This window comes from Amphritea sp. GJ51-11 (assembly GCF_055808735.1).
This window is the reverse complement of record NZ_CM147881.1, coordinates 3,480,143-3,506,032: the sequence shown is the minus strand read 5'-3', so window position 1 is coordinate 3,506,032 and position 25,890 is coordinate 3,480,143. Positions and strand designations below refer to the sequence as shown.

Genomic DNA, 25,890 nt, shown 5'->3' with positions numbered 1-25,890 from the left:
CCATCGTAATCTTCTACATCTACTAGGCCGTTTATAGTAAGCGGTCAGTTAACAACGTCTTGCAATGTGACATTCCAGGGTAGCAGTGCCTCGATTTGATCGATGCTTTTCGCTTTAGGCAGTTGCCCAAAGATATGGCGTAGGTATTGGTAAGGCTCCAGTTGATTGGCTTTCGCCGTTTCGATCAGGCTGTAGAGGTTGGCGCTGGACTTAGCACCCAGAACCGTGGCGCTGAAGAGCCAGTTTTTACGGCCGACCACGAAGGGACGGATCGCATTTTCTGCCGGATTATTATCAATGGCCAGGCGACCGTCTTTCGTGTAAACGGTGAGCTTATCCCAGTTTTTATCTAGATATGCCAGCGCTTTGCCGAGTACCCCCTTGGGTAACGTGCTGTACAAGGTATTATCCAGCCAGGCTCGGATCTTCTGAAGCTGCGGTACTGCCTCCTGTTGCCGGGTTTGATACCTTATTTCTGTACTTTCGGCTTTGATCTTTTTCTCGATGGCGTACAGTTTGCTAATCAAGCTGACGGCCATATGGGCTTTGCCCACTTTTTTATTTTTGCTGGCAGTCGCTTTCTGTACATCGATAAATTTGCGACGCACGTGCGCCCAGCACCCCAGCTGCGTGATAACCCCGTCCGAGCCCACGGCGTTGTAGCCGGCGTAATCGTCGGTTTGCAGGTAACCTTCATATCCCGCCAGTAACTGACAGGCGACCTCACCTTTACGGCTGTCCGCATAATGAAAGAGTCGTACCGGTTGCGTGGGTGGCCCGCCGACCCGCACCCACATGTAGGATTTACTGGAGGCCTCTTTATCAGGTTCTTTTAAAACCTGAACACTGGTTTCGTCGCAGTGCAGTACCGGATAGGCCAGCATCTTATCTTCTAATAAATTAAGCAATGGCTGGATCAGTTCACCTGCCTTGATCATCCAACTGGCCAGAGTGTTGCGAGGAATCTCAATACCGGAACGATTCAGTACCGCTTCCTGGCGATACAATGGCAATGCATCTTGGTATTTGCCGGTCGCAATATGAGCCAATAATCCGGGGCTGGCGTTACTTTTGGGGATGGGCTGTGGCGGCAGCGGCGCGGTTTTGACGCCGTCTTCACAGGCTGGACAAGCGTATTTTTTGCGCACGTTGACTAGTACCCGGATCTGCGCCGGAATGATGTCTAGTTGTTCACTGGTCGTTTCGCCGATCTCGGTGCGTTCATGACCGCAGGGACACTGCTTTTCAGGCTCGGACAGATCATGCTCAATACGCACGCGAGGCAGTTCCGCTGGCAGCGGTTTACGGCCGGGCTTGGCTTTTGGTGTTTTGGATTCGGTGTGCGCTGGCTCCACCTCATCTTCAGCAAGGTACGCCTCAACCACGACCGACAGCTCGGCTTCGTTGAACATGTCGTGCTGGTCGGGAGACTTTTCGCTACTGGCACCAAACTTCTTCAGTTTTTGCAGCCGCAGAGACTCTTCAAGCGCGGCGATGCGATTCGCCTGCTGCTCAATGATCTTTTTTAACGCCTCAAGGTCGTTTGGAAATTGTGTATTTACCGCGCTCATAGCGCGGATTTTAACATTGAATGCTCAGCTTACCGAGTCAAAATACAGGGGCTGATGAGGGCGATTGTTAAAAATATCGAAGCCATCTAATAGCCAGTTTAGCTCCTGACCGGTGAGGCTGAGTGTGTCTTCAGACTTGGGCCAGCGGAAACGCTGCTTCTCCAACCGCTTGTACCAGACGATAAAACCATTACGCTCCCAGCACAGCAGTTTAATTTTGTCGCGACCACGATTGCAGAACACAAACAGCGCATCCCTGCTGGGAGACAGCATCATTTCCTGCTCAACCAGCACGGACAGACCATCAATAGACTTACGCATGTCGACCGGTTCGGCATACAGGTAGACCTGCATACTGTCTGCGGGGCGAAGCATCAGTAGTCCTCCAGAGCGGCTCGACTCAGTAACGGTAATACATCGGCCAGAGTATGAACGGGCACTTCCAGGCGGATGCCATTAGGCAATGATACTCTGGCCTGTACATTTGGCTCCAGATCGACCGGTATGAATTTATGGCTGCGCTGGGTTTTACTCAAGCGGGTACGCCAATAGCCGAAGTTAGCGAGTTTCAGTCCGTGTTGCTTGCAATAGGCTGTCTGTGATTGTCCACTTCCTTGCCAACAGTCGATATGATTTTGCCAAAAAGTGCGTTTTTGTTCGGTCGTCATGGCGTTGCCCTCTGCTTACTGTGAGGGTGCAGGTTAGCGGGTAAGTCGCAAAGTTATTAGATGGGGTTTATTGATCGCTTACGTTTATATATGCTCGGAAGTTATTAATATCTTGACCGGGGCGAATAGCCTCAAATCTTAAACCGTGTGATTGATAACTATATCTTGATCTGTAGCCTCTTCGTCCAGGGTTCGGCTCGATAAAGTAGGAAAGTGTAATTTTCAGCTTTACTTCCGTCTCGATGGGTAATTGTCGTAAAGCTTCAATCGGCCAAGGTAGTTGGTATAGCTTCATTTGATTCAGCTTAGGATCTGTAGAAGCTGTAGCCCATTTTTTCTTTGTAAACGGTTGCAGCTCTCCTTCTGCAATAAGTGTTAAATTATGATCTGCGCTATATCTAGCTTTCTCAAGATTAGGGACTCCGTATCCTACTGTACGTAATAGGTTTTCTTTTGCCACTTTAGGGCTGTGTACACCGCTAAGTAAACCAAATCTTTCCATCATTCGAGGGGTCCACTCGGAAGAGTGTACGATCAATCCACGAATGCTTTCTGGCCAAAGATCAGGGTATTCCGTGCTTAATATTGCGGCTTGACGTGATACTAAAGCGCATGCGGCACTTGTATCTGCATTTCTTTCAAATAACTGTCCCTCGGCCCTTCCTGAAGTTGAAAGTAGAGAAACAACATCTTCACTACTTACATCTTTTTTATCGGGCGAGAGTAGTTTGTTGCCACCTTCTGCAACAACTTCGGGTTTGAAAGGTGCATGTATTTTCCATTGCCAGTTAACAGAAGAACGGCTAGATGCAGCTACATCGCCAGGGCGAACAAAAGGGGACCAACCTTCAAATTGTTTGTCATCATTGGTTGTCATTTCGGTATATGCACCGACTGTAATAGCGTTCCATGCTTGGGCGGGATCTTCGATTTCAGAAAGAGAGACTTGATCCCAATAGTCAGGTGTAGCTTTGATGTCTCTATTGTTACCTGCGGAGATAACAAACAGTCTACGGTGGCCGTCGTCCATCCCCGAGCAAAACTTGTCTATTTCTGCTGACCATGAAGAGGGTTGACCACTTTCTTTTTCATGATTGGAGGTTACAGCGAGACTATACACCCTATTCAGATTTGGTCGGTCAGCTTCAAGTTTGTATGCAGTACCAACAGTGATCGAGCCATATAGTTTCGGAGTGTTTTCACCAGTTGGTGGTAGAATGCGCCCCGACTCGATAGCGTATGTGATGTCAATTTCTTCATTACTTAATGCTAATTGCATCAAATTACCGAAAGTAGCAGTACCTGCTTGTAGTGACCCATGGTCGTTGTATGGGGACAAGGGTTTATAGACATCAAAATTTGGCCAATCTGGGTCCCAGGTCGCAGAATAGTTTTCATCACAAACAAAGCTCAGTAGTGGATTGTTATAGTTAACGCCAGAATCGAGGATGGAAACAGCACAAGTAATTTCTTCTGATCGCCTGATTCTTTCTTTGATATTCTCAGTCCATTGGGCCTGTTCTAAAGGAGATGATTCTAGAATTAACTCCGGAGTTTCTTTAGCTTTACGAAGCTCCTCTAAGTTGGCTATTAATTCCGGAGCTTTTTTTAAATCGTTAGCTGAGCAGCAGATAAGGAAGACTGCAGAGTTAAAAAAGGTTAATGAGGTATTACCAAGCTCTGCATTTAGTCGCTCAGAGAGTAAATTAGCAACCTTAATAGCGTCGTGACTGGCGGAGTTCTTGAGCCAAAGTTCCCACCATGTTGCAGAATCTGGATCAGTTGGGTAGAACTCATCAGGATCCGTCCAAAATGATTTTAAATTAGCTAATCTAATTTCAGAAATACTATCCAATAAATTATGATTTTTAGGGAAAACCTCACCAGCTTTATTAGGTTTTCCATCTTTTTCTGAATCAAGATACTGTCTAACTTTTTTATGGAAAGCTGCTCTTCGAAGTTCAGGAATAAAAACAGTTGCTATTTCTCGGTTTTTAGTGACTTTGTGAGCACATAGCTTGAAGTCACGATTATCGAGGCTATCTAAAGGTAGCTTACAATTTTCTGCGCTTACTACCTCGACATAGATACCAACATCCTCGGTGATAGGCTGTTCTCTGTTTGCCTCAATTTGAGTGTATTGGTTAAGTACTGCTTGATACTGCCTATCTAATTTAGCTCCATGGGTATTCCTGTCATTTGTTGGAGCCCCAGGGTTTCTACCTAACCTTTTCGATTTGAACTGTTCTTCAGTAAAAAAACGTCCTGCATTCAAGTGCTTCCGATCACCAGGCATAACTATCCTTATTATTCTTTACTTATTAATTGAGCTACCTGAATGTCTCCGAGACAGAGCCTTGAGTAAAATGTCAGTGGAGATCCTTCCTTCGCAATTAAGAACCGCTTCTTTTGCTGCGTCTTCACATGATCTTGTTACTTCAGCTGAGCTGAGGCCGATAGCAGTAGTTGATATCTCATCCCAATCTAGATTATGTGTATCGAATATAGCTAAACGATTCTCAATAAGAAGGGATATTTGGTCTTTGTGAGGCTTTTTAAATTTAATGATGTCGTCAAAGCGGCGATATAGAGCTTGATCAAGAAGCTCGGGATGGTTTGTAGCTGCAACAATTACACTTTCAGAGCTATCTTGCTCAACGAAAAGGAGAAAAGAGTTGAGTACACGTCGGATTTCACCTACGTCATTTGGAGCGCCTCTTTGGGCGCCAATCGCATCAAATTCGTCAAAGAGATAAACAGCTCTGGTCCTTTTAATATGGTCAAAAATGAGACGGAGCTTTGCTGCCGTTTCACCCATATAACGAGTAATAAGGTTGTCTAACACGATGGTGTAAAGTGGAAGCTTTAGCTCTGTGGCCAGCATTGAGGCTGACATGGTTTTACCTGTTCCTGGTGAACCGGTAAACAAGAGCTTTCTTCTCGGGTGGAGCCCGAATCTGTTAAGTTTATCTTTTTGGCGTTGTTCAATTAGAACTTGCTCTAACCGTTCTTTTATATCTTGAGAGTAAACAAGCTCACTTATTCTTACGCTTAAAGGAGTAAGTTCTAAAAGACCATTCAGTTCACTTTTTGCTTTGTGGGTAAAAGGAAGGGCTTTAGTTGGGGCTACTTCTAACTTAGCGCTCTGTTGGGACTTCTCTACAAGCCCCTTGATGTCTTTAGCTAGCTTGTTATGCCCTTGCCTAGCCTCCTTGGCAGCCACTTGAAGAGCAATAGAGTAAAAGCGATCATCATCACGATCTGCGTGACTTTTTAGTAGTGCTTTTAGCTGGTCTGCAGTGGCCATTGTTGTATCTCCAAAACTAGGCGGTAGAACCTTGGTTGTGAGTTGGCTTACAGGTAAATTCTCTTATTACCGAAATGCGATTTATCCACGGTTCTCCTTGTGTAATTCTAACCTTCAAATCTGAGTGACACCACGTATATTTTCGAAGTTTGAGCAATCCATAGGAATACATGAGATAGAAAACTTCAACTGAGCATCCCAGTTTTGAGCTAAAAGTTGAATAGCTGTAGAAGCTTTCTCTGGGGAGGAGGGGCCACTACTTGGGAGCAAACGTCTCGTCAAACCCAGCGATATATGCAGAAAACCATAAAGTGAACGAGAAGATAAGTAGGCTAATTGCGTATTTCGGAGCATTCCGAACAGCCATTTCGGTATGACCCGAACACCTATTTCGGTTTAATCCGAACGCACATTCCGCGATTATCCGAACACTTTTAAGCGAACTCCGAAATCAGCGTTCGGAATAGCGAAAACCGCGTTCGGAATGCCCGAAATCCTTCCTTTTTCTCTTTTAAATCAATAGCTCGCTATTCTTTACTTCTTAAAAAAGAACGTAAGGAAGCGACAATGGCTAAAAAGAGAACGCCAATGAACAAAATCAAAGAGGTATTACGCCTTAAGTACGAGTGTGGGTTGTCCTACCGTAGTATTGCCAGTTGTCTCAATGTCAGTCTTGCAACAGTCTCAGAACTTGTCGCTCGCTTTAAGCAAAGTCAGATAGGCTGGCCTCTCCCAGAAGGTTGCAGTGATACAGACCTTACTAAAGCTCTTTATCATTCGAAGAAAGCCAGTCGACACAAGGTCATGCCAGACTTCGCTCAGTACGCTGTCGAACTCAAGCGTAAAGGCATGACAAAGATGTTGTTGTGGCAGGAATACCATGAGCAATATCAAGAGCAGGCTTACGCTTACACTCAGTTCTGCGAGCACTTCACTCGCTGGTTCAAAACCCAAAAGCGCAGCATGCGTCAGCTCCATGTTGCAGGTGACAAGCTGTTTATCGATTACTGCGGGCCTCGGCTTCAAGTCGTCAACCCTGATACAGGTGAAGTGCGCGAAGCCGAAGTGTTCGTAGCGACCTTAGGCGCGTCAAATTACACCTATGTTGAAGCCTTCCCTAGTCAAGGTAAGTCTTACTGGTTAGAGGCGCATGCGAATGTGTTCGAACACTTCGGCGGTGTACCACAGCTCTTGGTTCCCGATAACCTGCGTAGCGCGGTCACCAAAGCTAATCGCTATGAGCCAAGACTTAATGACAGCTATCAAAAACTGGCAAATCACTATCAAACTGCTGTGATGCCTGCTCGCCCCTACAAACCGAAAGACAAAGCCAAGGCAGAGAATGCCGTGCTCCTAGTGGAACGTTGGATCATGATGCGGCTACGACACCAAACCTTTCATACCTTCAAAGAGCTGAACTTGGCCATCCGTGAGCTTATGAATGACTTAAATCAACGTGAGATGAAACAGTATGGTGCAAGTCGTAAAGCGCTGTTCGACAAACTCGATAAACCTGCATTGAAGCCACTGCCTAAGCAGCGATACCTATATACCGAAACCAAACGAGCCAAAGTGGGGCCTGATTATCACATCGAATATCGCCGCCATTACTACTCGGTTCCTCATCAGCTTGTTGGCCATCATGTCGAACTGGAAGCTTCCAACCGTTTGGTGCAAATCTACCATCAAGGTAACTTGGTCGCTCAGCACCCACGTAGCCAAAGGGAGCACGGAAACAGCACTCAACCAGAGCACATGCCGAGTAATCATCAACATCAAAAGTGGTCGCCTGGACGCTTACTCAACTGGGGAGCCAATATCGGCCCAGCCACACGAGAAGTTGTCAATAAGATGCTTAACTCCAAGCCTCATCCAGAGCAGTCTTATCGTTCTTGTCTGGGGTTACTCAACCTAAGCAAAGCCCATGGTGAATCGCGCCTAGAGCAAGCCTGTAAAGATGCACTGATGCTGACAAAACCCAATTACACCTTCTGTCAACAATCTACTCAAGAACAATCGTGAAGGGCAACTGAGTAAAGACAAAGCGAATACGCCGAACCTTGTTCACAGCAATGTTCGAGGCCCGACCTGTTATCACTAGGAGAAAAGATATGAACGCACTTAATGATCAACTCAAAAGCCTCCGCTTGAGCCATGCGGCGAAAGCGTTAGAGCAGCAACAAGAGCAACTGACCACTTACGCAGAGCTGAACTTCGAGGAGCGGTTAAGCTTGCTTCTGGAAAGCGAGATCTTGAACCGTAATCAGAGCAAAATACAACGCTTAAAACGACAAGCTAAGCTGAGAGTGGATGCGCAACCGAGTCAACTCATCTACAAGGAGGGACGAAACCTCAATCGCAAACAGATGAGCGAACTTCTGACGGGGAGTTATCTGCACAAGCACCAGAATATCTTGATTACAGGCCCAACAGGTGCAGGAAAAACCTATCTTGGTTGCGCTCTGGCAACCAGCGCCTGCGACCAACAGCAAACCGTCAGATACTACCGCTTAACTCGCTTGCTTGATGATCTGACCGCAGGTCGTCTGGATGGTAGCTATCAAAAGCAACTTCAGTCTCTCGCTAAAAAAGCCCTGCTTATCCTAGACGACTGGGGGATGGAAAAACTGACTCAAGAGCATGCTGGTCACTTGTTAGAAGTGCTTGAAGACCGCTACCAAAACAGCAGCACAATCGTCATCAGTCAGTTACCTGTCAAGGAGTGGCACAACATGATCGGCAACGCCACCGTCGCAGACGCTCTAATGGATCGTCTAGTTCACAATAGTCATCGAATAGAATTGGGAGGAGAGTCAATGAGAAAACTGGCGCAATCCGAACACTTAGAGTAAAAATAGGGAAAGAGAAAAAGTGCTGGTTCAGGTGTTCGGAATAAACCGAAACAAGCGTTCGCAATCACCGAAATACGCACTAATAACTATTAATATTAAGAAACGCCAATAAGTATCAGGTAGTTGCTTCATTAAGAATCGTGAAACGTAGATTGTTGGAAAGATCGATAGTGTTGAAGCTAAAAATATGACAGCGCTATGAATTCCGGGCTTAAGAATAGCTAGGATAGCTAAAAGAACGGGAATGAGTAGTGTAAAGAACAACTCGGCAAGACTCATTGGCTTTGATGTTTCTTCTCTTTTTCCTGAAGAAATTTTAGAAAAGTATTTTGAGCTATCGATCTCATTTCTAAGTTGCTGGTTATAGTGTTTAGACTTGTTGCCGCCAGTCAGCGCATCTACTTCGGCTAATAGCTTAACGTCATTAATTTTCCTCCGAGCGGTTTCATTGGTGAAGAAGTTGAAGAACGTTATGATCAATGGAGCCACTAAAGCGACGATTAGCCCTGCGGCTATGTTGTTGCTTGAAGCTAAGGATAGTAGTTCAATGATGAGTTCATTTTTTTCCATGGCTGATTCTTACGGCTGTTGGTATTCTTTAGTTTCTGTATTGGGCGTTTCGCTATGGCTTGTTACGTTATTTTTATCGTATTGAATGATGTTGGCAACCATTTGATCATGTCGACTTTGCCTTATTTGGATGCCCAGCATAGAAGCTCCAAAAAGCATAAAAATGAATCCTGCTAAAGCAGTGCCTCCATCGCCCAAGGAAAGCATTAATAAGGACGCTGCTGTAAGTAGTCCAAATACAGTAATTCCGATTCTAGCTATCCAGAGATCAATAAATTTGAATATCGGATTTTTAGCAATTTTGGTGTATTTGAAGTTCCCTTGTTCGTATCTAACTAGTCCAGGTGTTTTTTTGATTGCGTAAATAATCTTGATGCAATCATCGTGCTGTACTAGTTCTACAATGTCCGAGTAATTCATACGTAGGCCATGTAAAAGCCTGAATAGCTCAGTTGCTGAGTGCTTCTGCTCTTTCTTTAAGGCATTTTCAAACTTAGCCAATAGTTCTGCTTTTGCTTGAGCTGCTTGGTGAGAGCTTAAGAAAATGACTGCAAATGTTCCTAGTGTTGAAACTAAACCAAAAATAAATTTAGTAATGGTATCAAATTCCATTTGAACCTCGTTATTTGCTTCTAATGGCGGTAGCCATTCATCGTCGAAGACCAGGACCTGTTGAGCTCGGTAGAGCGAATAAGCCAAGTGAATGCATATGTAAAACTCGTTTTGCATATGCATTCACACATCCTGCCATCCACTGTAACTGTAATCTAGTGAATTTTACTTAATTCAGCAGGTTAGCGAGGGAGAGAAGGGGGAATCCGGTAGAATTTGGTTAAATCTGGTTAATTTTACTTAAATCTGGTTAATTTTATTTAATTAAGCAGCTAGGGCCCACTTCATACCAAGAGAGTGCGCTGATTCTACTATTTGTCCACTTTTAGATGTGGGAGGAAAGGGGGCTGGAGCTAACTTTCTACTCTTGGTCCACTTTTGGTAGCGGTCAATATTCGGTGTTTGAGAGCTGCTTAGCGGCCCTTCTCAGATATTTTAGGGAAATGTATGGATAGAAACAGATAGAGCCCTACTGATCGTAGAGAGGCTTAGCATCTAACAGCCACTTTTGAGGATTTCTTTTCACAGGTACATGAGTCTTGCTGGGATGCAGAATGAGGTGTTCACCAGTTACTTCAAATCTTGCTTCAGGATACAAAACAGCTACTTCTCGTATTCTTCGTAGGAAGTGACGGCGAAGTTGTCGAAGCTCCATATGGCCTGTTCCAAATTGTTCGGCTATTGAACTCCAAGGAATGCGCGTTGAGTGTTTCATTTTGAAATACCTATGAGTTAGCCAGCAGTATATGTCTAGGGCTAGCGGGGATTGCTTTAATGTTCTAACTGCGGTCAAGTCTAACGGTACGGCATTTTTTACAGCTTCATGAAAGAATGCCGCGGATAAGGTGACAGTTATAGGGGCGTTTAATCTGTCAGTAGATTGTTCCCACCACACCGAATGCTCATCTGCAAACCTATATCCGCGCTCCGTTGATTTTTCCTTGTTACTTGAATGGAATGATACTGTAGAACTGAACAGTTGTTGGGCGTGTTTGCGGATACGAGGCAGGCTGCCGTTAGTTCCGCCAGTTGCTTTGCCTAACCCAGCTTGTTGCATGAAGTTGTTAAAGCTGCGGCCGAGTTGTATTTCCCGGCTACCTGTTTTCTTTGCCTCTGTTGTTATCCAACAGATAATTAGGCGAGGAATACTTCCCCAAGGTAAACCTATCTCAGAGGGGGTAAGAATCGATAGTATGTGATTCCCGTTGATTCGCTTGTATTCTGAACCAGCGATTTGTCTATGAGGAAGAGTTGTCATAATCAACTCTCTAGGCATAAAGCACACTTCTCCACTCATCCACGGGTCTCGTTCCTGGATGTACACGCTTGCCTTAATTAACTTTCGATCGCACGGTCTCATGTGGTTTCTTAAACCTTTACTGAGAGTGCAAATTTTGATGATTTTGGCTGTGCTTTCTCTGCTCAATCCAAATCTTGAAATCTTCTTCAGGAAATAAGCGTCTACGTCCAACTTTGACTGAAGGAGGCATCGGCTCTCCTCTACAGATACGGTTCCTAATGGTACCGACAGTCATATGTAATTGTTCTGCAATTTGGTCAATTGTATAGAAATTCATTTTAATTAATCCGAATAAATGAGTTATGAATTGATATACATAATTACATAGGGTTATTCTGTTATTAATTTTGTAAAATTGTATTATTTTATTAATTAATCCGAATGGAATTTCTATGGGAAGGAAAGTTGGTCGGCCGAGAAAGGAGGAGCGAAATCGTCCTACTCAAAAGCTCAGGACAATGTTATGGGCAAGGGAATTAAAGAGTGCTGTTATTGATGATGCAGATATGCATAGACCGCAAGGAGAGAAGGTTGAAAATGAAGTCCAAGGTAAGCTGGGTGTAAGCATCTCAGCGACACAATTCTTTTATTGGTGGAAAGGATCTCAAGACCCTTCTGTAACAACGGTAAAACAGCTTGAGAATAAGGGCTTTAAGCGTAATTACTTGTATGCCGGGAAGTCATTGTGTTGCGGTGCGAGTAGGCATTTCTCTATCCTAGATGCCTGGTCTGAACTTAATATATCTCAAGAAAATAGGGCTTCTGCAGAGGTAGTTCATACTATTCTTTCCAAGCTGAATTCAGAGTGGAGCCCATGTTTTGGGCGATTGGCGACTATTAAGCGGTTTGAGTTTGAAGAAGACCTTTATAGCGATTGCTTTGGTCTGCTGGTATCATCAGATGAACTCAAGGGGCACTATGCAAGGATGGGCTGGAATAAGCAGGGGCTTTATCCAGGGCCGCGTATTGATGACTCGTTTTTGAAATTCTATGATCCATATAGTCTATCTTGCCTGCTAATGTGGCTGGTATCTATTTCGCCGCTTTACCTCTTTGATGAAGATGAATTTGAAAGGCTTGCCTTAGACTTCGCGACGGCGACACTTTGTTTTAGGTTTATACAAAGTAGCCTGTCAGGGGATTTGATGCTTTACCGTTCATCTGGCTTTGGGCAGTTAATACTAGCGCTTTCTGAGATACTTTTTAGCCAGGACCTGTCAGAAGAATGGTTAATCTATAATTGGCCTTTTGAACAAATTGATTGGCCGTTTCAGTCATCCGGTATAGATACTGATGAGGTTATGGCTAAAGTAGTTTGGCGAGTTAGGAGTGTTTACCATTCGTGGATCGGGCGGTGTGGCTATTCTTTAAAAGAAATAAGGGCCTTTCTGTAGTCTGATTGGCCCCGGTTTTTTCGCATGCGAAATTTTATGAACTACTTAATAACTACAGGATCATATCTATATATGGTTATTAAAGGTGTATATAGGGGGTGGGTTAACTTATTGAAATGTAAGGTGTAGATTGGTGCTGGCGTGTACGTTTATGCGTAGATTTGTGTATATTTATGCGTAAAATCGTGGTAAGCGTAGACTGCTCACACCTTAAATCGCTTCGGTTACCTGAGAGTCATTGAGATTGATATTCCAAGGCAGCAGACTTTCAATATCTGTGGTCTTGGTATTGTTGATCCGTTTTAGCACGGCTGTCAGGTAGGCCTTTGGGTCGATACCGTTGAGCTTCGCTGTGCCCATGATGCTATAAAGCGCAGCACCATAATGCCCTCCATCCTCAGAACCGGCGAATAGGTGATTCTTCCGCCCCAGCGCTAGTGGGCGGATAGCCCGCTCAGCGGCGTTGTTGTCTATTTCTATACGGCCATCATCAAGGTACCGCGTCAGGCTATCCCATTGTTTGCGAGCATAGTTGATCGCTCGTCCCAAAGCCGAGCCTTTAGAGCATTGTCGAAGGGTCTGATCTAACCAGGTATACAGATCATCCATCAAAGGTTTGGCATTTTTCTGCCTATCATATTGCCGTTCATCCGGCGGCTTACCCTTGATCTGTTTTTCAACCTGATACAACGCGTTTATTCGTTCAACGGCTTCCAGCGCAACAGGGCTTTTTGTCGATTCAGCAAGCTCGAAGAACTTTCTGCGGACATGAGCCCAGCAACCCGCTCGCGTGATGCCGGACTGAACGGCAAGGTTATAACCCGCATAAGCATCAGTCTGGATGATCCCGCGATAACCCTTCAAGTGAGCGGCAGGTTCTTTTCCTGACCGGGTGGTACTGTACTGGAACCAAACAGCAGGCGCTGCATCGCCTCCCCAGGGACGATCATCTCGTACGTAGTTCCAGTAGCGCCCCGTTAGGGTTTTGTTATTTCCGGGCTTGAGCGTTGGTGCCGTTGTATCATCCGCATGGAGTTTGTGTGCTGACATCACATGCGTGCGGATGGCCTGCACCAAGGGCTCTAACAGCGCACCGGCACGGCCAACCCAACCCGCTAACGTCGAACGATCCAGTTCGATATCTGAACGCTTGAAGCGTCCTTCCTGACGATAGAGTGGCAAGTGATCTGCGTATTTATCAACGATGACCTGAGCGATCAGTGCAGCCGAGGCGATCCCTTTATCAATGACGCGTTCTTGCGCAGGTGCTTGAGCGATCTGATCGCAAGCACTACAGCCATACTTAGGGCGAACCTGTTGCAGAACCACATACTGTTCCGGCACCACGTGCAGCATCTCAGAGAGGTCTTCCCCGATTAGTTTCATCTTCCCTCCACAGTCAGGACAGTGACAGCTTGCGGGTTCATGGCGGTGCTCTTCACGCGGGAGTGATTCGCTAAAGCGTTTACGGCCGCGCGAGGTGGAAGATGACCGCGCAGACACTGTGGAGTTTGGAGATATCTGAGCGATCGCTGTTTCGGTATCTTCGATCAGAAGATCAAGCTGATCAGTACTATCTGTGCGTTCACTGGAACGGCCAAAACGGTTCCGAAGCAGCGCAGCAAGACGTAGCTCAAGATGCTCATTTCGGGTCCGCTCCACCGTCAGATTCTGCTGCATAGAAAGCACTATCTGCTTGAGCAGTTCAGGATCATTGGGCAGGGAATCAGCGGTCATTTTCATGAGGTATATTTTATCAGAACACCCTCTGAAATCCCCGTATTTATTAGGTTTTCAAGCAGACAAATGTGGTCGATTAGTACGTTTGGGAGCTCTCCAGTCTATCCCTTCGAGCAGCATAGAGAGCTGCGCAGTCGATAGATGAATAACGCCATTTTTCGCCTGAGGCCAAACGAATCGGCCCTGTTCAAGACGCTTATAAAACAGGCAGAGTCCTTGACCGTCCCACCATAGCACTTTGATCCGGTCACCACGCCTTCCTCGGAACACAAAGAGCTGCCCTGAAAAGGGATTTTTATCAATCTGATATTGGACAACACCAGCAAGACCATCAAAGCCTTTGCGCATATCCGTATGACCGGCGATCAGCCAAACACGTGTACCTGAAGGTAACCCCATCATACCAGTGCCCTCAAGATCTGACCGAGCTGGGTATCCGTCGGATTACTCAAATTGAGCTGATGGCCTGAGTTAAACCGGATACTCATAACTGACATAGAGGGCCGTGTCGACTCTGGTGTCTGCGCACATGGTTGGTGATTTGGCGCGTGCTGATCAGTTGAATCATCAACAACAATCATAGGTATCATGGGCGAGTTTGCTTTCTTAACCCAGCGAGCCTCGTTCCGAAACTCTCTAATCCAGTTCGACAACATATTTGCGTTGATGTCATATTCACGCGCAATCGCCGCCTTAGACTCAGGGCCTGTAATCGCTTCATGAACTATCTTGAGTTTCAGTTCGGGGGGATATCGACGTCGTGGCGGTAGTGTGGATTTATGCATGTTACGTTCCCATCTATTTTTAAATGGGAACTTCGCATCTCACTTATTTTCAAGCAACGTGTGAGCAGTCGACGCTTACAAATCGTGTACGTTTATGCGTGGAAATCTATGAATGAGCGTGTACGCTTATGCGTGGATAACTAAGATAACAACAGCTTAAAAACAGGAAAGTAACAGTATATTCAGAGTCAATGCGAGCCAAAAGTTTCGTAGTGGTGCTCATTTTAACAAGCGCTTACGTGCAAGCGTTGTTGAATTGAGGGAGAGGGTTCTATGAAGGTAAATAAAGGAAGTCTTTTCTAGGAGGCTTGTGGTAAGAAGCGATATTGCCCTTAACAAAATCAGCGTGATGCTCTTAAATCAAACTTTGTTGATATTGTTGTTGGTCGCAGTATCAGTTACGCCAGAATTCTAAGGAGAATCCTTAATATTTTTTATTCGCAGGGAAGTGTTGTGTTTGATTGAGTTATGAACGGTTTTAAGAATTGTTATCGCCGATAGTATGTCTTGAATTCATAATATGCCTCCTTTTTTTGTGATGTTCGCTATCTAGGGTAAAATACCTAGTGCTATTTTTTACTGTAACCCGCAACTCATGGAGGAAGAGGCCGTTGTGAATTTGGATGACATAAAAGAGTTAATAAAAAGTGGTCAAATTGAAACCAAATCAGAGGTTGTAGGTGAAGGGGAATTAACGCATATTTCTGGAGATGTATTCCCTTACAAGGTTTGTCATGGTTGGAACATCGCTTCGTCATTTCAGTGTGATGAGAGTTGGGGGCGATCTAACCTTGAGCTTTTTGAATATATCGAAAGGCAGGACTTTGATGATAATAAACTTACTGAAGTCTTAGATAGTATTCAAACAGAAGATCATCACTGGAGTTGGTTTAAAAAGTCAGTTGGCACTACGGGAGACGAATATGAGTGGTTTTACCTGTACGCTGAGGGCCTGCCTCAGGCAGCCTGTTTGATTTACCATCCTAAGGATAGTGCGCTTGAGGATTCTAATATCTTTTATGTTGAGTTTCTGGCAGTGGCTCCCTGGAATAGAAGCTGCTTAGTTCGTGATAGAGCGTTTCTAGGGGTTGGCTCTGTATTACTTAGGGCTGTTCTCGATTTTTCTGTTAATAAGCTAGGCTTGTCTCCTGGCTTCTCATTGCATTCTTTACCGCAGGCCAGTGAATATTACTCAAAATTGAAAATGGTGAATGTGGCAGAAAAAAATAAGGATAGTTTGCTCTACTTTGAACTGCCTGGAATTGAGGCTAGCAAATTGTTGGGGGTAGCATGAATCAGGATGATGAAAAAACTGGCTTTCACGAATGGGCTGACTTTTCGGTGGCAGGTGACGCTCTGGGATCCACGGCTTCGGATCTATATAGCAGCTACATAATATATAAAGAGAGATTAAATGCTCTACCTCAAAAAGAGTTGATTAGGCGCGGTTGGATTAGTGCTAAAGGGGACTCCACATCACTAGTAGATTATTTTCGAGATGTTCATGGAGAACGCGGCTCTGCTTTATACCGAAAATCTGATACTGCCAATGCGTCTTTGATTTCACTTTGGTTATCGAAAGTTAAGTCACAAGGGGAAATGGAGGTTCTACTTAAAGGTGTTCCCAAGTTTGATGGTTTGAGTAAAGATAAATTACGAGAAATATCTCGTTTAAGCGTCGATGTGAGAGTCTTGCCTCAGCTCCCCGAAATTCTTTCAGATCTCGGCATTATACTGATTTATATGGAAACTCTTCCGTCTATGAAACTTGATGGGGCAGTTTTCAAGGTGGCATCAGGAAATCCGGTTGTTGGAATGAGCCTTAGGTATCCGCGTCTTGATAACTTCTGGTTTACGTTATTGCATGAATTATCACATCTGCATCTGCATATGGATACTTTAGATACCGCTATTCTTGAAGATTTCGATTATGAGTCTGACAGTGAAATAGAAGTGTCTGCTAATAGGTTGGCGAAGAATACTTTTGTAGAGCGCAGAATATGGCGGAACTGTGAGCCAAAATATAACAAAAGCTTTGGGGTTATTGAAAAATTTGCAAATGAAATGGGTGTGCATAAAGCCATCATAGCTGGCATGTTACGAAAAGAGTTCGGTAATTACACGGCATATAGCAAGATTGTAAATGAGTATGATGTAAGGGAGATCGTTTTTCATGGAAGTTAAGTATGTGCCATTTCTAAAAAGTAAACAAAATGAGGTTCATGCCCTTGCTGAATTGGATGAAAGCATTACGGAGAAGCTAGTTCCTTTTTTTGATTACCCTAAAAAGCAGGGTGGCGATAAGGCTGAAGAGATTGGGCCTGCTGTTATTCGTCTCGCAAAAAAGTTCAAAAGGTATCTAGGTGGGCTTGAGGAATTTTACTTTGATATATATGACCTTAATGATGGGTTAGAGGTTGAAGGTGAGCATTTATATTCTTTTCTTTTAGAGGCGTTTTCAAGTTTCCCGCTTGTTCCTGTAGTATCTATAGATCGAAGCGACGATCACCAGGCCAGTGTGATTAAGGGGAAAGGGGAAGGTGTTGTGTCGTCAAGTTATGTGGCTTTTAGGGTAACACCTGAGGATTTTCAGAATTTTGATGCTGTAGTTGAAGATATAGAGAATATGCTGAATCCAGTGTTCTCCCTTTTTGAGATGGTGGATTTGATTTTTGATTGTAGGGTTTGTTCAAATTTAGATTCTGATAAATTGTCTAAGCAGATAGATGCTTTCACCAGGAGGTTCGTATCGTCCTACCCTGTTAGAAGAATTGTTGTTTCAGGTTCCTCCATCCCTGCTTCGGTAGCAGAGGTTCTCTCTTCAAACAGTGAGGAGTATGTCGAAAGGGTTGAAGTCAATGTTTTTGGCGCTGCTTTAAGTATGGGAGCAGCAGAGTATGTGTTTGGCGATTATACTACGATAAGCCCAGATTATTCTGAAGCTGATATCCCAAGAGATCAGATGCAGGGGCGGATTACGGCAAAATTCATTTATTCATTTGAAGGGCAGCATTACTTTATCCGAGGTGGATCGTTAAAGACAAAAGGGCGAGATCAATACTACGACCTTGCAGAAGTTCTTTGTTCCAAAGCTTTTTTTCGAGGGCCCGAATATTCCAAGGGTGATGCTTATTTCTATCAAAAAAGCTGTAGAGATGGTGATCAGTGTTGGGTAAATACGGTCATTAAGCCCTCCATTGATGCGCATATATCATATACTGTTAAAAATTTTCTAGCAGACTGCTTTCTCTAGTTCCCGAGTTACTAGCAAGTCACAGATATTAATGCTTAGCTCGGTTTTTTTCTTATTACTGGAAATTAGTTGCGCTAAGAAATCTCGTGGCTTTCTTTTATGTTTCTGTTCGTCGAGTATGGAGAGCATTTCACTCTTCCAAAGCGTTAGTAAAGCCATTTCCTTGCAGAACTCTGGGTTCACTTTTGCTCCACGTATATGTCTGAACCTTAAGTTCGATTTGCTGTCTTCAGTAGTAATCATAATTCCCCAGAAGTCAGGGCAAATATTTAACGCTTTGTCTAAGTGGTTTGTGGTTGTTACAAGAGTGATTTTTCGAAATGATGAGTTGTAGTATCTGCCTTGCGTAAGTATACGTTCTACTTTATCTGTGCTGCCTTTAATCTCAAAGCAGTGAGCTTCATTGTAAAGAGCTACTACGTCAGCAATGGCGTTGCCATTGCATACATGGAGTTCATCGATAATGGCTTTTGGCTTCGAAGATTGGTTTTGTAATTTTACTTTTAGTGCGGCTCTAATTCTTTTGTCGTTTAGCTTCATGCATCCCCCTCTTCTTTTCGAAAATTTATTTGAATTATATGTGATTAGCTTTGATTTATCGATGTGCTAGTTCAAATACTAGCAAGGCGAGCTTATTGCTCACCAGAATAGGCGAGGCTATTTTTAGTCAATGTAACCCGAGTGTAACCCAGGTATTGATGGAGTTTTTATTTGGTGTAGGGTGTGAATAAGTTGAGGTTGAGGGATACGTGGCTGTGAACCCAAGGGAGATAAGTTTTAGGGTGAATAAATTTTTTAACTTGTTGATTTATATTAGGAAAATGGTGGGCCTTGCAGGACTTGAACCTGCGACCGATCGATTATGAGTCGAGCGCTCTGACCAACTGAGCTAAAGGCCCATTTTCTTTTTTTCTTTAGACTCATTGATTATGAGTCGAGCGCTCTAACCAACTGAGCTAAAGGCCCCCATAGGGTTTGGCTTATGACTAAATCAGTGTGGATGTTAAGCGCTAGGGCTATAGATCAACTGAGTTAAAGCCGCTCTCTGGGAGAGGACGCCCATAATACCACAGGATATTATGGGCGCAACGGTCTGATTTAAAAGATTTTAATGTTCGTCTAGGAAACTGCGCAGATGGTCTGAACGGCTTGGATGACGTAGCTTGCGAAGCGCTTTTGCTTCGATCTGGCGAATTCGCTCACGGGTGACATCGAACTGTTTACCCACCTCTTCAAGGGTGTGGTCAGTGTTCATGTTAATACCGAAACGCATACGCAACACTTTGGCTTCACGGGCGGTTAAGCCGGCTAGCACTTCTTTAGTCGCTTCACGTAGGCCTTCACCGGTGGCAGAGTCGACCGGAGAGTCGATGGTGATGTCTTCGATAAAGTCACCCAAGCTGGAATCTTCATCGTCGCCGATGGGGGTTTCCATAGAGATAGGTTCTTTAGCGATTTTCAGTACCTTGCGAATCTTGTCTTCCGGCATATCCATACGTTCAGCCAGCTCTTCTGGAGAGGGTTCACGACCCATTTCCTGAAGCATTTGACGGGAGATACGATTCAGCTTGTTGATCGTTTCGATCATATGCACCGGAATACGAATAGTCCGTGCTTGGTCGGCAATCGAACGGGTAATGGCCTGACGAATCCACCAAGTTGCATAGGTGGAGAACTTATAGCCGCGACGGTATTCGAACTTATCAACCGCTTTCATCAAGCCGATGTTGCCTTCTTGAATCAAATCAAGGAACTGCAAGCCCCGGTTTGTATATTTCTTAGCAATGGAGATAACCAGACGAAGGTTGGCTTCAACCATTTCCTTCTTGGCTCGACGAGCGCGGGCTTCACCGATCGACATGCGACGGTTAACCTCTTTCATTTCGTTGAGTGTCAGGTGGATATCTTGTTCAGATTGAACCAGTTTCTTCTGTGCACGGCGCAGCTCAATCTCATGACGTCTGAGTATTTTGGCGTAATCCGTATCAGAGTTCAGCAGGTTATCTAGCCATTCGCTGTTGGTTTCATTGCCAGGAAACTCTTTGATAAATTGACGACGTGGCATTTTTGCACGCTGGGTACAAATCTGCATGATCGTACGTTCTTGCTTACGAATTTTATCAATGGAGCTGCGGACATTGGTGACCAGCATGTCGTAATAGCGAGGCGAAAGTTTGATCGGCGAGAAGGCGTCGGCCAGTTCTTCGAATGCTTTTGCGGCGGTTTTGCTGTTACGGCCTTCTTTCTCTACGGCTTTCTTGTAGGTGTCGAAGGTGCTGCGTAGCAGGTTAAAACGACGTTTGGCTTCCTCTGGGTCAGGACCACGCTCTTTTTCTTCGTCATCGTCATCGTCGTCAGCAGCTTCTGCTTGCTGTGCTGCGGAGGGGATTTCAACGCCGTCATCAGGATCGATATAGCCACTGAAGATGTCGCTCAGGCGAGTTTCTTCTTCAACCGTCATATCATAAGCGGCAAGAATAGCGTCAACCGAGCCTGGGAAGGCGGCTAAGCCGGCCATGACTTCACGTAGACCTTCTTCAATCCGCTTGGCGATTTCGATCTCACCCTGACGGGTTAGAAGTTCAACCGTGCCCATTTCACGCATATACATACGTACTGGGTCGGTGGTGCGGCCTGCGTCTGATTCAACGGCCGCCAGCGCGGCGACAGCTTCTTCATCTGCTTCTTCAGCGGAGTCGCCTTCGGTCATCAGAAGGGTTTCTGCATCCGGTGCTTCTTCGGTGACCGAGATACCCATATCGTTGATCATACGGATTATATCTTCGACCTGGTCCGGATCAGCAATATCTTCTGGCAGATGGTCATTAACTTCAGCATAGGTAAGGTAGCCTTGTTCCTTACCCCTTGCGATCAATTCCTTGAGGCGTGACTGCTGCTTTGAGGTATCTGACATAATTGCCCTTCAGTGATGACAAAAGTGAAAAAAATTAGCCCGACATTATAGCGATTTCGGGGGGGAATTCTACAGACGGTCTAAGCTTATAGGGATAAATCCCTTATAAAAATAGACTATTTTCAATGCGCTGGGGCAGAAAGGTGAAAATAAGTCTGAGTTTTCTCTGTAGCTCAATTATGGGGGTAGTTTGCCGAATTTCAAGGCGGATGGTTATTTTTCAGGTGTCTTTCTTAGCCGGCTGCCGGCTTGCTTCATGATTAATTGGTTCAGGCGTTGTTTATCCTCGGTACTCAAATGGGGTTGAGACTTGAGTTGTAGTATCTCTCGATCGAGGTGGCGCTCTTGTAATCGGTTAAGGCAATCGCTTAATACTTGCTGTGCATTGCTTGCGTCAATAATCGGTGTTTGGTGAGCGATTTCGTTGAGCTGGCGGATCAGCGGTTTGAGGTGCTCATGTTCCTGCCAGTCGATTGCGAGGATGCCGGGGGTGACACCGGGGTTTTCCTGTAAATAAGAGGCGAGTTGGTAGAGTAGGATTTCAGCACTGTCATCGGAGCTGGCAAGCATCTCAAGATTGCTGCACAACGTCGCTAACGCCGGCAAGTGGAGTAGTATGGAGACCGCGGTACTGCTAGGGTTGAAATGCACGGCTGAACCGCCCGGTGGTGCAGGGCGCGATTTCTTATTGCCTTTGCCAAACTCTTTTTTTGACTTACGATTCTGGCTGTTTTGGCTAAAGCTGCCTTGCTCAAAGCTATTGAAATCGGGTGGTTGATCAAAATAGCCATCGTCTTGATAATCGGCCGTTTCGTAAGGGTAGTCAGGTTCTGGTGCCGCGTGGCTGACAGTGGTTTCTTGCAGGTTGTTAACACTCACTAGTTGTTCAAGGCTCAATCCGGTGAGTTCAGAGATTTTTTCCTGCATCATCTGTTTAAGAATGCCCGGCTGCATCTGATCAATCAGGGGTAGTGCTTGGTTGCTAAATCGAGCACGGCCATCGAGTGAGAGCATGTCGGCCCCGTCTTCCAGTGTTTTAAAGAAAAAATCAGATAGCGGTAATGATTCACTGATGCGCTGTTCAAATTTATCGCAGCCTTCTTGGCGTACCAAGCTATCGGGATCTTCGCCTTCGGGGAGGAATAGAAAGCGCGCTTGTTTGCCATCGGTAATGACGGGTAAAGTTGTATCTAGCGCGCGTTTGGCTGCTTTTCGCCCGGCTTCATCACCATCAAAGCAAAATATGACTTCAGGCACCATCTTGAGTAATCGCTCGAGGTGCTGTGCGGTGGTGGCGGTACCTAGGGTAGCGACGGCATAGCCGATGCCGTATTGCGCTAAGCCGACGACATCCATATAGCCTTCAACGATAATCAGGCGATCCAGTGTTTGGTTAAACTTACGTGCTTCATATAGGCCGTAGAGTTCGCGGCTTTTATGGAAGGTGTCGGTTTCCGGGGAGTTAAGGTATTTGGGTTTTTCATCGCCGAGTACTCGGCCACCAAAGGCGATCACCCGACCACGCATATCCCGTATTGGAAACATAATGCGTTCCCTGAAGCGGTCGTAATAGCGCTCGGTTTCCTCTTTTTTGATCAGCATGCCGGCTTGTTCAAGCCTAACTTTGGTCGCTTCGTCTTTGGCGAGTTTTTTAAGCAGGTTGTCCCAGCCCGGTGGTGCGTACCCAATACCGAAACGGGCGGCAAATTGCCCGGTCAGGCCGCGGTCTTTAAGATAGCTAACTGCGATCTCTTTGTTGGAGTGCTCTCTAAGCTGTCGCTGGTAAAAGGCGGAGGCCTCTTCTAGTAGGGCATAGATATCCTTGATGCGTTGCTCTCGTTGATGATCAACGGGGCCGTCAGCTTTTGGCATCTCAACGCCCGCTAGCTTGGCGAGTTCTTCTACGGCTTCAGGGAAGCTAAGACGGTCATGTTCCATTAGAAAGCTAAGCGAGTTACCACCGGCACCACAACCAAAGCAGTAATAGAACTGTTTTTCATTGTTGACGGTAAATGAAGGTGATTTTTCTTTATGGAATGGGCAGAGGCCAGAGTAGTTTTTGCCGCTGCGCTTAAGCTTTACGCGGGCTTCAACGATATCGAGAACGTTGACGCGTGCAAGAAGGTCATCAATGAAAGATTGCGGTATACGTCCGGCCATAATGTCAGACTACCTGCTGATTAGAGGATGGGGTCAGCAGTTGTATTAACTATTTAATGCGTTTTTGACGAGTTGGCTGATAGCGCCCATATCTGCGCGACCTTGAACCTGAGGTTTGACCAGTGTCATGACCTTGCCCATCTCTTGCATATTTTGCGCGCCGGAATCTGCTACGGCTTGCTCAACAATGGTGGCAAGTTCTGACTCTGTCAGAGGTTGAGGCAGGAACTCCTTAATAACAAGAAGCTCCTGTTGCTCAATATCGGCCAGATCATCACGACCGGCAGTATTAAACTGCTCAATCGAGTCGCGGCGCTGTTTTTGCATTTTATCGAGCGTCGCGAGTACGCGTGCATCATCTAACTCAATACGTTCATCAACTTCGATGCGTTTGAGCTCAGACAGGATCATCCGGATAGTACCCAGGCGCTCTTTTGCTTTCGCGCGCATGGCTGCTTTCATCTCGATACTGATGCGTTGCTTCAGTTCGGACATACCGGTCTCCTGTCTGTATTGGGCTAGTTAATGCGTGGTGAAGATCTTAGTACAGACGTACGCGGCGCTGGTTTTCGCGCTGAACTTTCTTCAGGTGACGCTTAACAGCAGCAGCAGCCTTACGCTTACGGATTGAAGTTGGCTTTTCGTAGAATTCACGACGACGCACTTCAGCCAGAACACCGGCTTTTTCGCAAGAACGTTTGAAACGACGCAGAGCTACGTCAAATGGCTCGTTTTCTTTAACTTTAACTGCTGGCATATAATACCTTACCTTTCCTGTAGAAATTTAATGTCTGTTCCGCTGAGTATTAGACACAGCTGGCCAATAAGGGCCGGTATTTTATTCTTATGGATCGACAGTGTAAAGCCTAAATACGATGAAATGATTGTTAAAATGGATGATAATAGCCCGATCTCAACTGTCCTGCGGTTTTAGGGCAGGCATTTATCCATGTTTATGAGCGAGAACAGTTAACAATGCGTGTGTTAGGAATCGAAACCTCCTGTGATGAAACCGGTGTGGCTATCTATGATAGTGAGGCTGGCTTGTTGGGTGATGCTCTCTACAGTCAGATTGCGGTGCACGCTGAATATGGCGGTGTTGTGCCTGAGCTGGCATCCCGAGATCACGTGCGCAAACTGTTGCCGTTAGTCAAAGAGGTATTGCAGCAGGCCAATATGACCGGCAGTGAGCTGGATGCGGTTGCCTATACAGCAGGCCCAGGCCTTATTGGTGCATTGATGGTCGGGGCTTCGACGGGGCGGGCTATGGCGCTGGCGTGGGATATTCCGGCCATTGGTGTGCATCATATGGAGGGGCACTTATTAGCGCCGATGCTGGAGGAACATCCACCGGCGTTTCCATTTGTCGCACTGTTGGTGTCTGGTGGGCATACGCAGTTGGTGCAGGTTGATGGCATCGGTGAATACAGATTGCTAGGCGAATCCCTCGATGATGCCGCCGGTGAAGCCTTCGATAAAGCCGCGAAAATGATTGGTCTTCATTATCCGGGTGGGCCAGAAGTGGCTCGTCTGGCTGAGCAGGGAGATCATAGTCGGTTTCGTTTTCCGCGGCCGATGACCGATCGCCCAGGCTTGGATTTCAGCTTTAGTGGATTGAAAACATTTACGCTGAATACTGCTAATGATCTGCGGGTGGATGGCGAGTTGTCCGACAAAGATCGATGCGATATTGCCGCGGCCTTTGAGGATGCGGTGGTTGATACTTTGGCGATTAAATGCCGTCGAGCGTTACAGCAAACCGGTTTTAAACAGTTAATTATTGCCGGTGGCGTGAGTGCCAATCAGCGCTTGCGAGATCGTCTAGAAGAGATGGTTAAGAAAGAACGAGCTTCGCTATTCTATGCTCGTCCTCGTTTTTGTACCGACAATGGCGCGATGATCGCTTATGCGGGATGTCAGCGTCTTATGGCGGGGCAGAGCAGTGATCTGTCGATTCAGTGTCAGCCTCGTTGGCCGATGGATACCCTTGAACCTATCGCGAACGTTTGAGTTAAATAAGCGTGCTGGTGAGGTGTCTATTCTTCTGTAGCATAACAGGCGTGGCGCCACAGCGGCCGTGCGATCTGTGCTTTGCCGGTACTCTGCAGTTGTTGTTCGCTTGTCGTTATAGCGGATTTTCTTGACAATTTAGTAGTTTACGGATGTTTTGGTGGTGAGTCGCCAATATAAGACTGCTCATGATGATAAGTGGCAATAGCAGTTCTGGAATGACTAACCAGCAGAAGGCCGGGCTCATTAAGGCCATCCCCACCGCGGCCAGTGATGAGATTCGCCGAATCGCCAATAATAACAGCCAGACAGCTATTTGAAAAAGTGCCAGTCGGTAGTCTAGGAAAAGGCAGCAGCCCAGCATGGTGGCCACACCCTTGCCACCTCTGAAACGCAGAAAAATAGACCAAACATGACCGATTAGGGCGCATATTCCCACTAATGCTTGGTCAAATAGTGTCAATTCAAGCCATTGTGCAATGGATACGGCTAGCATTCCCTTACTGATATCGCCGGTCAGAGTTAGTAATGCTGCAGCTCTGTTGCCTGTCCGCAATACATTGGTTGCACCTGGGTTGCCAGAGCCGAGTTGACGAGGGTCGCCGATCCCCATAAAGTGGCAAACAAGCACAGCATTAGAAATAGAACCTAGCAGATAAGCGACGACCATTACGCACAGCGTTGTTGCAGCATCTGCTTCGATCATAGTTCTGGTCCGCTGTTCTTTAAGGGTTAAACTATTTTTTATAGCGTA

The 25,890-nt window shown here is 45.7% G+C and carries 24 protein-coding genes, 1 tRNA gene and 1 pseudogene; 7 read left to right on the top strand and 19 right to left on the bottom strand.

Annotated elements, in window-relative coordinates; genetic code table 11:
• Positions 1-44: 44 nt before the first annotated feature.
• The 5 genes from tnpC (AC0L4K_RS15730) to AC0L4K_RS15710 all read right to left on the bottom strand — a co-directional run bounded on the left by tnpC (AC0L4K_RS15730) (position 45) and on the right by AC0L4K_RS15710 (position 5,546).
• Positions 45-1,571 carry an IS66 family transposase gene (gene tnpC, locus AC0L4K_RS15730; protein ID WP_473267106.1) on the bottom strand — a complete coding sequence of 509 codons (1,527 nt, stop codon included), beginning with the start codon at positions 1,569-1,571 and terminating at the stop codon, positions 45-47.
• Between the two features lie 24 nt (positions 1,572-1,595).
• On the bottom strand, positions 1,596-1,946 hold the full coding sequence (gene tnpB / locus AC0L4K_RS15725; protein WP_473267105.1) for an IS66 family insertion sequence element accessory protein TnpB: 351 nt from the start codon (positions 1,944-1,946) through the stop codon (positions 1,596-1,598).
• The gene (tnpA, locus tag AC0L4K_RS15720; protein WP_473267104.1) at positions 1,946-2,239 is read right to left on the bottom strand and encodes an IS66 family insertion sequence element accessory protein TnpA; all 294 of its coding nucleotides are present in this window, start codon (positions 2,237-2,239) and stop codon (positions 1,946-1,948) included. The genes tnpB (AC0L4K_RS15725) and tnpA (AC0L4K_RS15720) overlap by 1 nt, the downstream gene beginning before the upstream one ends.
• Before the next feature lie 67 nt (positions 2,240-2,306).
• A complete protein-coding gene (locus tag AC0L4K_RS15715) occupies positions 2,307-4,535 on the bottom strand; it encodes a S8 family peptidase (RefSeq protein ID WP_473267103.1) in 2,229 nt (742 codons plus the stop codon).
• A gap of 18 nt (positions 4,536-4,553) precedes the next feature.
• Complete coding sequence (locus AC0L4K_RS15710; RefSeq protein ID WP_473267102.1) at positions 4,554-5,546, bottom strand: AAA family ATPase; 993 nt, start codon at positions 5,544-5,546, stop codon at positions 4,554-4,556.
• Between the two features lie 567 nt (positions 5,547-6,113).
• Between AC0L4K_RS15710 and istA the strand changes: the two are divergent.
• Together istA and istB are read left to right on the top strand one after the other, a co-directional pair.
• Positions 6,114-7,647, top strand: a pseudogene (gene istA, locus AC0L4K_RS15705) (IS21 family transposase).
• Positions 7,648-7,657: 10 nt separating this feature from the next.
• The gene (gene istB, locus AC0L4K_RS15700; RefSeq protein WP_473267100.1) at positions 7,658-8,398 is read left to right on the top strand and encodes an IS21-like element ISVch3 family helper ATPase IstB; all 741 of its coding nucleotides are present in this window, start codon (positions 7,658-7,660) and stop codon (positions 8,396-8,398) included.
• A gap of 27 nt (positions 8,399-8,425) precedes the next feature.
• On the opposite strand, the gene AC0L4K_RS15695 is transcribed toward istB, so the two are convergent.
• From AC0L4K_RS15695 to AC0L4K_RS15680, 4 genes are all read right to left on the bottom strand, one after another.
• Positions 8,426-8,968 (bottom strand): hypothetical protein, encoded by a 543-nt coding sequence (locus AC0L4K_RS15695; RefSeq protein WP_473267099.1) that lies wholly within the window; start codon positions 8,966-8,968, stop codon positions 8,426-8,428.
• A 9-nt stretch (positions 8,969-8,977) separates the two neighbouring features.
• On the bottom strand, positions 8,978-9,703 hold the full coding sequence (locus tag AC0L4K_RS15690) for a hypothetical protein (RefSeq protein WP_473267098.1): 726 nt from the start codon (positions 9,701-9,703) through the stop codon (positions 8,978-8,980).
• Between the two features lie 346 nt (positions 9,704-10,049).
• On the bottom strand, positions 10,050-10,877 hold the full coding sequence (locus AC0L4K_RS15685) for a replication protein RepA (RefSeq protein WP_473267096.1): 828 nt from the start codon (positions 10,875-10,877) through the stop codon (positions 10,050-10,052).
• Positions 10,878-10,956: 79 nt separating this feature from the next.
• Entirely contained in the window at positions 10,957-11,157 is a 201-nt protein-coding gene (locus tag AC0L4K_RS15680) for a helix-turn-helix domain-containing protein (RefSeq protein WP_075107923.1), read from the bottom strand.
• A gap of 115 nt (positions 11,158-11,272) precedes the next feature.
• Here AC0L4K_RS15680 and AC0L4K_RS15675 point away from each other — a divergent pair, with 115 nt between their 5' ends.
• The gene (locus tag AC0L4K_RS15675) at positions 11,273-12,274 is read left to right on the top strand and encodes a hypothetical protein (protein WP_473267095.1); all 1,002 of its coding nucleotides are present in this window, start codon (positions 11,273-11,275) and stop codon (positions 12,272-12,274) included.
• 210 nt (positions 12,275-12,484) lie between these two features.
• On the opposite strand, the gene tnpC (AC0L4K_RS15670) is transcribed toward AC0L4K_RS15675, so the two are convergent.
• From tnpC (AC0L4K_RS15670) to tnpA (AC0L4K_RS15660), 3 genes are read right to left on the bottom strand one after another with little or no spacing between them, the layout of a single operon-like run.
• On the bottom strand, positions 12,485-14,017 hold the full coding sequence (tnpC, locus tag AC0L4K_RS15670) for an IS66 family transposase (protein WP_473266828.1): 1,533 nt from the start codon (positions 14,015-14,017) through the stop codon (positions 12,485-12,487).
• A 51-nt stretch (positions 14,018-14,068) separates the two neighbouring features.
• Positions 14,069-14,416, bottom strand: coding sequence for an IS66 family insertion sequence element accessory protein TnpB (tnpB, locus tag AC0L4K_RS15665; RefSeq protein WP_473266830.1), 348 nt, complete (start codon positions 14,414-14,416; stop codon positions 14,069-14,071).
• Positions 14,413-14,799 (bottom strand): IS66-like element accessory protein TnpA, encoded by a 387-nt coding sequence (tnpA, locus tag AC0L4K_RS15660; RefSeq protein ID WP_473266831.1) that lies wholly within the window; start codon positions 14,797-14,799, stop codon positions 14,413-14,415. The genes tnpB (AC0L4K_RS15665) and tnpA (AC0L4K_RS15660) overlap by 4 nt, the downstream gene beginning before the upstream one ends.
• A 613-nt stretch (positions 14,800-15,412) precedes the next feature.
• Between tnpA (AC0L4K_RS15660) and AC0L4K_RS15655 the strand changes: the two genes are divergently transcribed.
• Genes AC0L4K_RS15655 through AC0L4K_RS15645 form a run of 3 tightly spaced genes read left to right on the top strand, consistent with a single transcriptional unit; the run spans position 15,413 to position 18,052 of the window.
• Positions 15,413-16,093, top strand: a complete 681-nt coding sequence (locus tag AC0L4K_RS15655) for a hypothetical protein (protein ID WP_473267093.1) — start codon at positions 15,413-15,415, stop codon at positions 16,091-16,093.
• Positions 16,090-16,983 carry an ImmA/IrrE family metallo-endopeptidase gene (locus AC0L4K_RS15650; protein ID WP_473267091.1) on the top strand — a complete coding sequence of 298 codons (894 nt, stop codon included), beginning with the start codon at positions 16,090-16,092 and terminating at the stop codon, positions 16,981-16,983. Before AC0L4K_RS15655 ends, AC0L4K_RS15650 begins: the two co-directional genes overlap by 4 nt.
• Complete coding sequence (locus AC0L4K_RS15645; protein WP_473267089.1) at positions 16,973-18,052, top strand: beta family protein; 1,080 nt, start codon at positions 16,973-16,975, stop codon at positions 18,050-18,052. The genes AC0L4K_RS15650 and AC0L4K_RS15645 overlap by 11 nt, the downstream gene beginning before the upstream one ends.
• Here AC0L4K_RS15645 and AC0L4K_RS15640 read toward each other — a convergent pair.
• From AC0L4K_RS15640 to rpsU, 6 genes are all read right to left on the bottom strand, one after another.
• Positions 18,032-18,592, bottom strand: a complete 561-nt coding sequence (locus AC0L4K_RS15640) for a sce7726 family protein (protein WP_473267088.1) — start codon at positions 18,590-18,592, stop codon at positions 18,032-18,034. The two genes, AC0L4K_RS15645 and AC0L4K_RS15640, sit on opposite strands and share 21 nt — an antisense overlap.
• A gap of 282 nt (positions 18,593-18,874) precedes the next feature.
• Positions 18,875-18,951, bottom strand: a tRNA-Ile gene (locus AC0L4K_RS15635).
• Positions 18,952-19,160: 209 nt separating this feature from the next.
• Positions 19,161-20,966 (bottom strand): RNA polymerase sigma factor RpoD, encoded by a 1,806-nt coding sequence (rpoD, locus tag AC0L4K_RS15630; protein WP_417223858.1) that lies wholly within the window; start codon positions 20,964-20,966, stop codon positions 19,161-19,163.
• Between the two features lie 213 nt (positions 20,967-21,179).
• Positions 21,180-23,126 carry a DNA primase gene (gene dnaG, locus AC0L4K_RS15625; protein ID WP_473267086.1) on the bottom strand — a complete coding sequence of 649 codons (1,947 nt, stop codon included), beginning with the start codon at positions 23,124-23,126 and terminating at the stop codon, positions 21,180-21,182.
• A 45-nt stretch (positions 23,127-23,171) separates the two neighbouring features.
• The gene (locus tag AC0L4K_RS15620) at positions 23,172-23,621 is read right to left on the bottom strand and encodes a GatB/YqeY domain-containing protein (protein ID WP_473267085.1); all 450 of its coding nucleotides are present in this window, start codon (positions 23,619-23,621) and stop codon (positions 23,172-23,174) included.
• 46 nt (positions 23,622-23,667) lie between these two features.
• Entirely contained in the window at positions 23,668-23,883 is a 216-nt protein-coding gene (gene rpsU / locus AC0L4K_RS15615) for a 30S ribosomal protein S21 (protein ID WP_019622914.1), read from the bottom strand.
• Between the two features lie 218 nt (positions 23,884-24,101).
• Between rpsU and tsaD the strand changes: the two genes are divergently transcribed.
• On the top strand, positions 24,102-25,136 hold the full coding sequence (gene tsaD / locus AC0L4K_RS15610; RefSeq protein ID WP_473267083.1) for a tRNA (adenosine(37)-N6)-threonylcarbamoyltransferase complex transferase subunit TsaD: 1,035 nt from the start codon (positions 24,102-24,104) through the stop codon (positions 25,134-25,136).
• A 115-nt stretch (positions 25,137-25,251) separates the two neighbouring features.
• Here the strand turns inward: tsaD and plsY are convergent, their stop codons facing one another.
• Positions 25,252-25,842: a glycerol-3-phosphate 1-O-acyltransferase PlsY gene (gene plsY, locus AC0L4K_RS15605; protein ID WP_417223865.1), complete on the bottom strand. Its 591-nt coding sequence runs from the start codon at positions 25,840-25,842 to the stop codon at positions 25,252-25,254.
• Between the last annotated feature and the right edge of the window lie 48 nt (positions 25,843-25,890).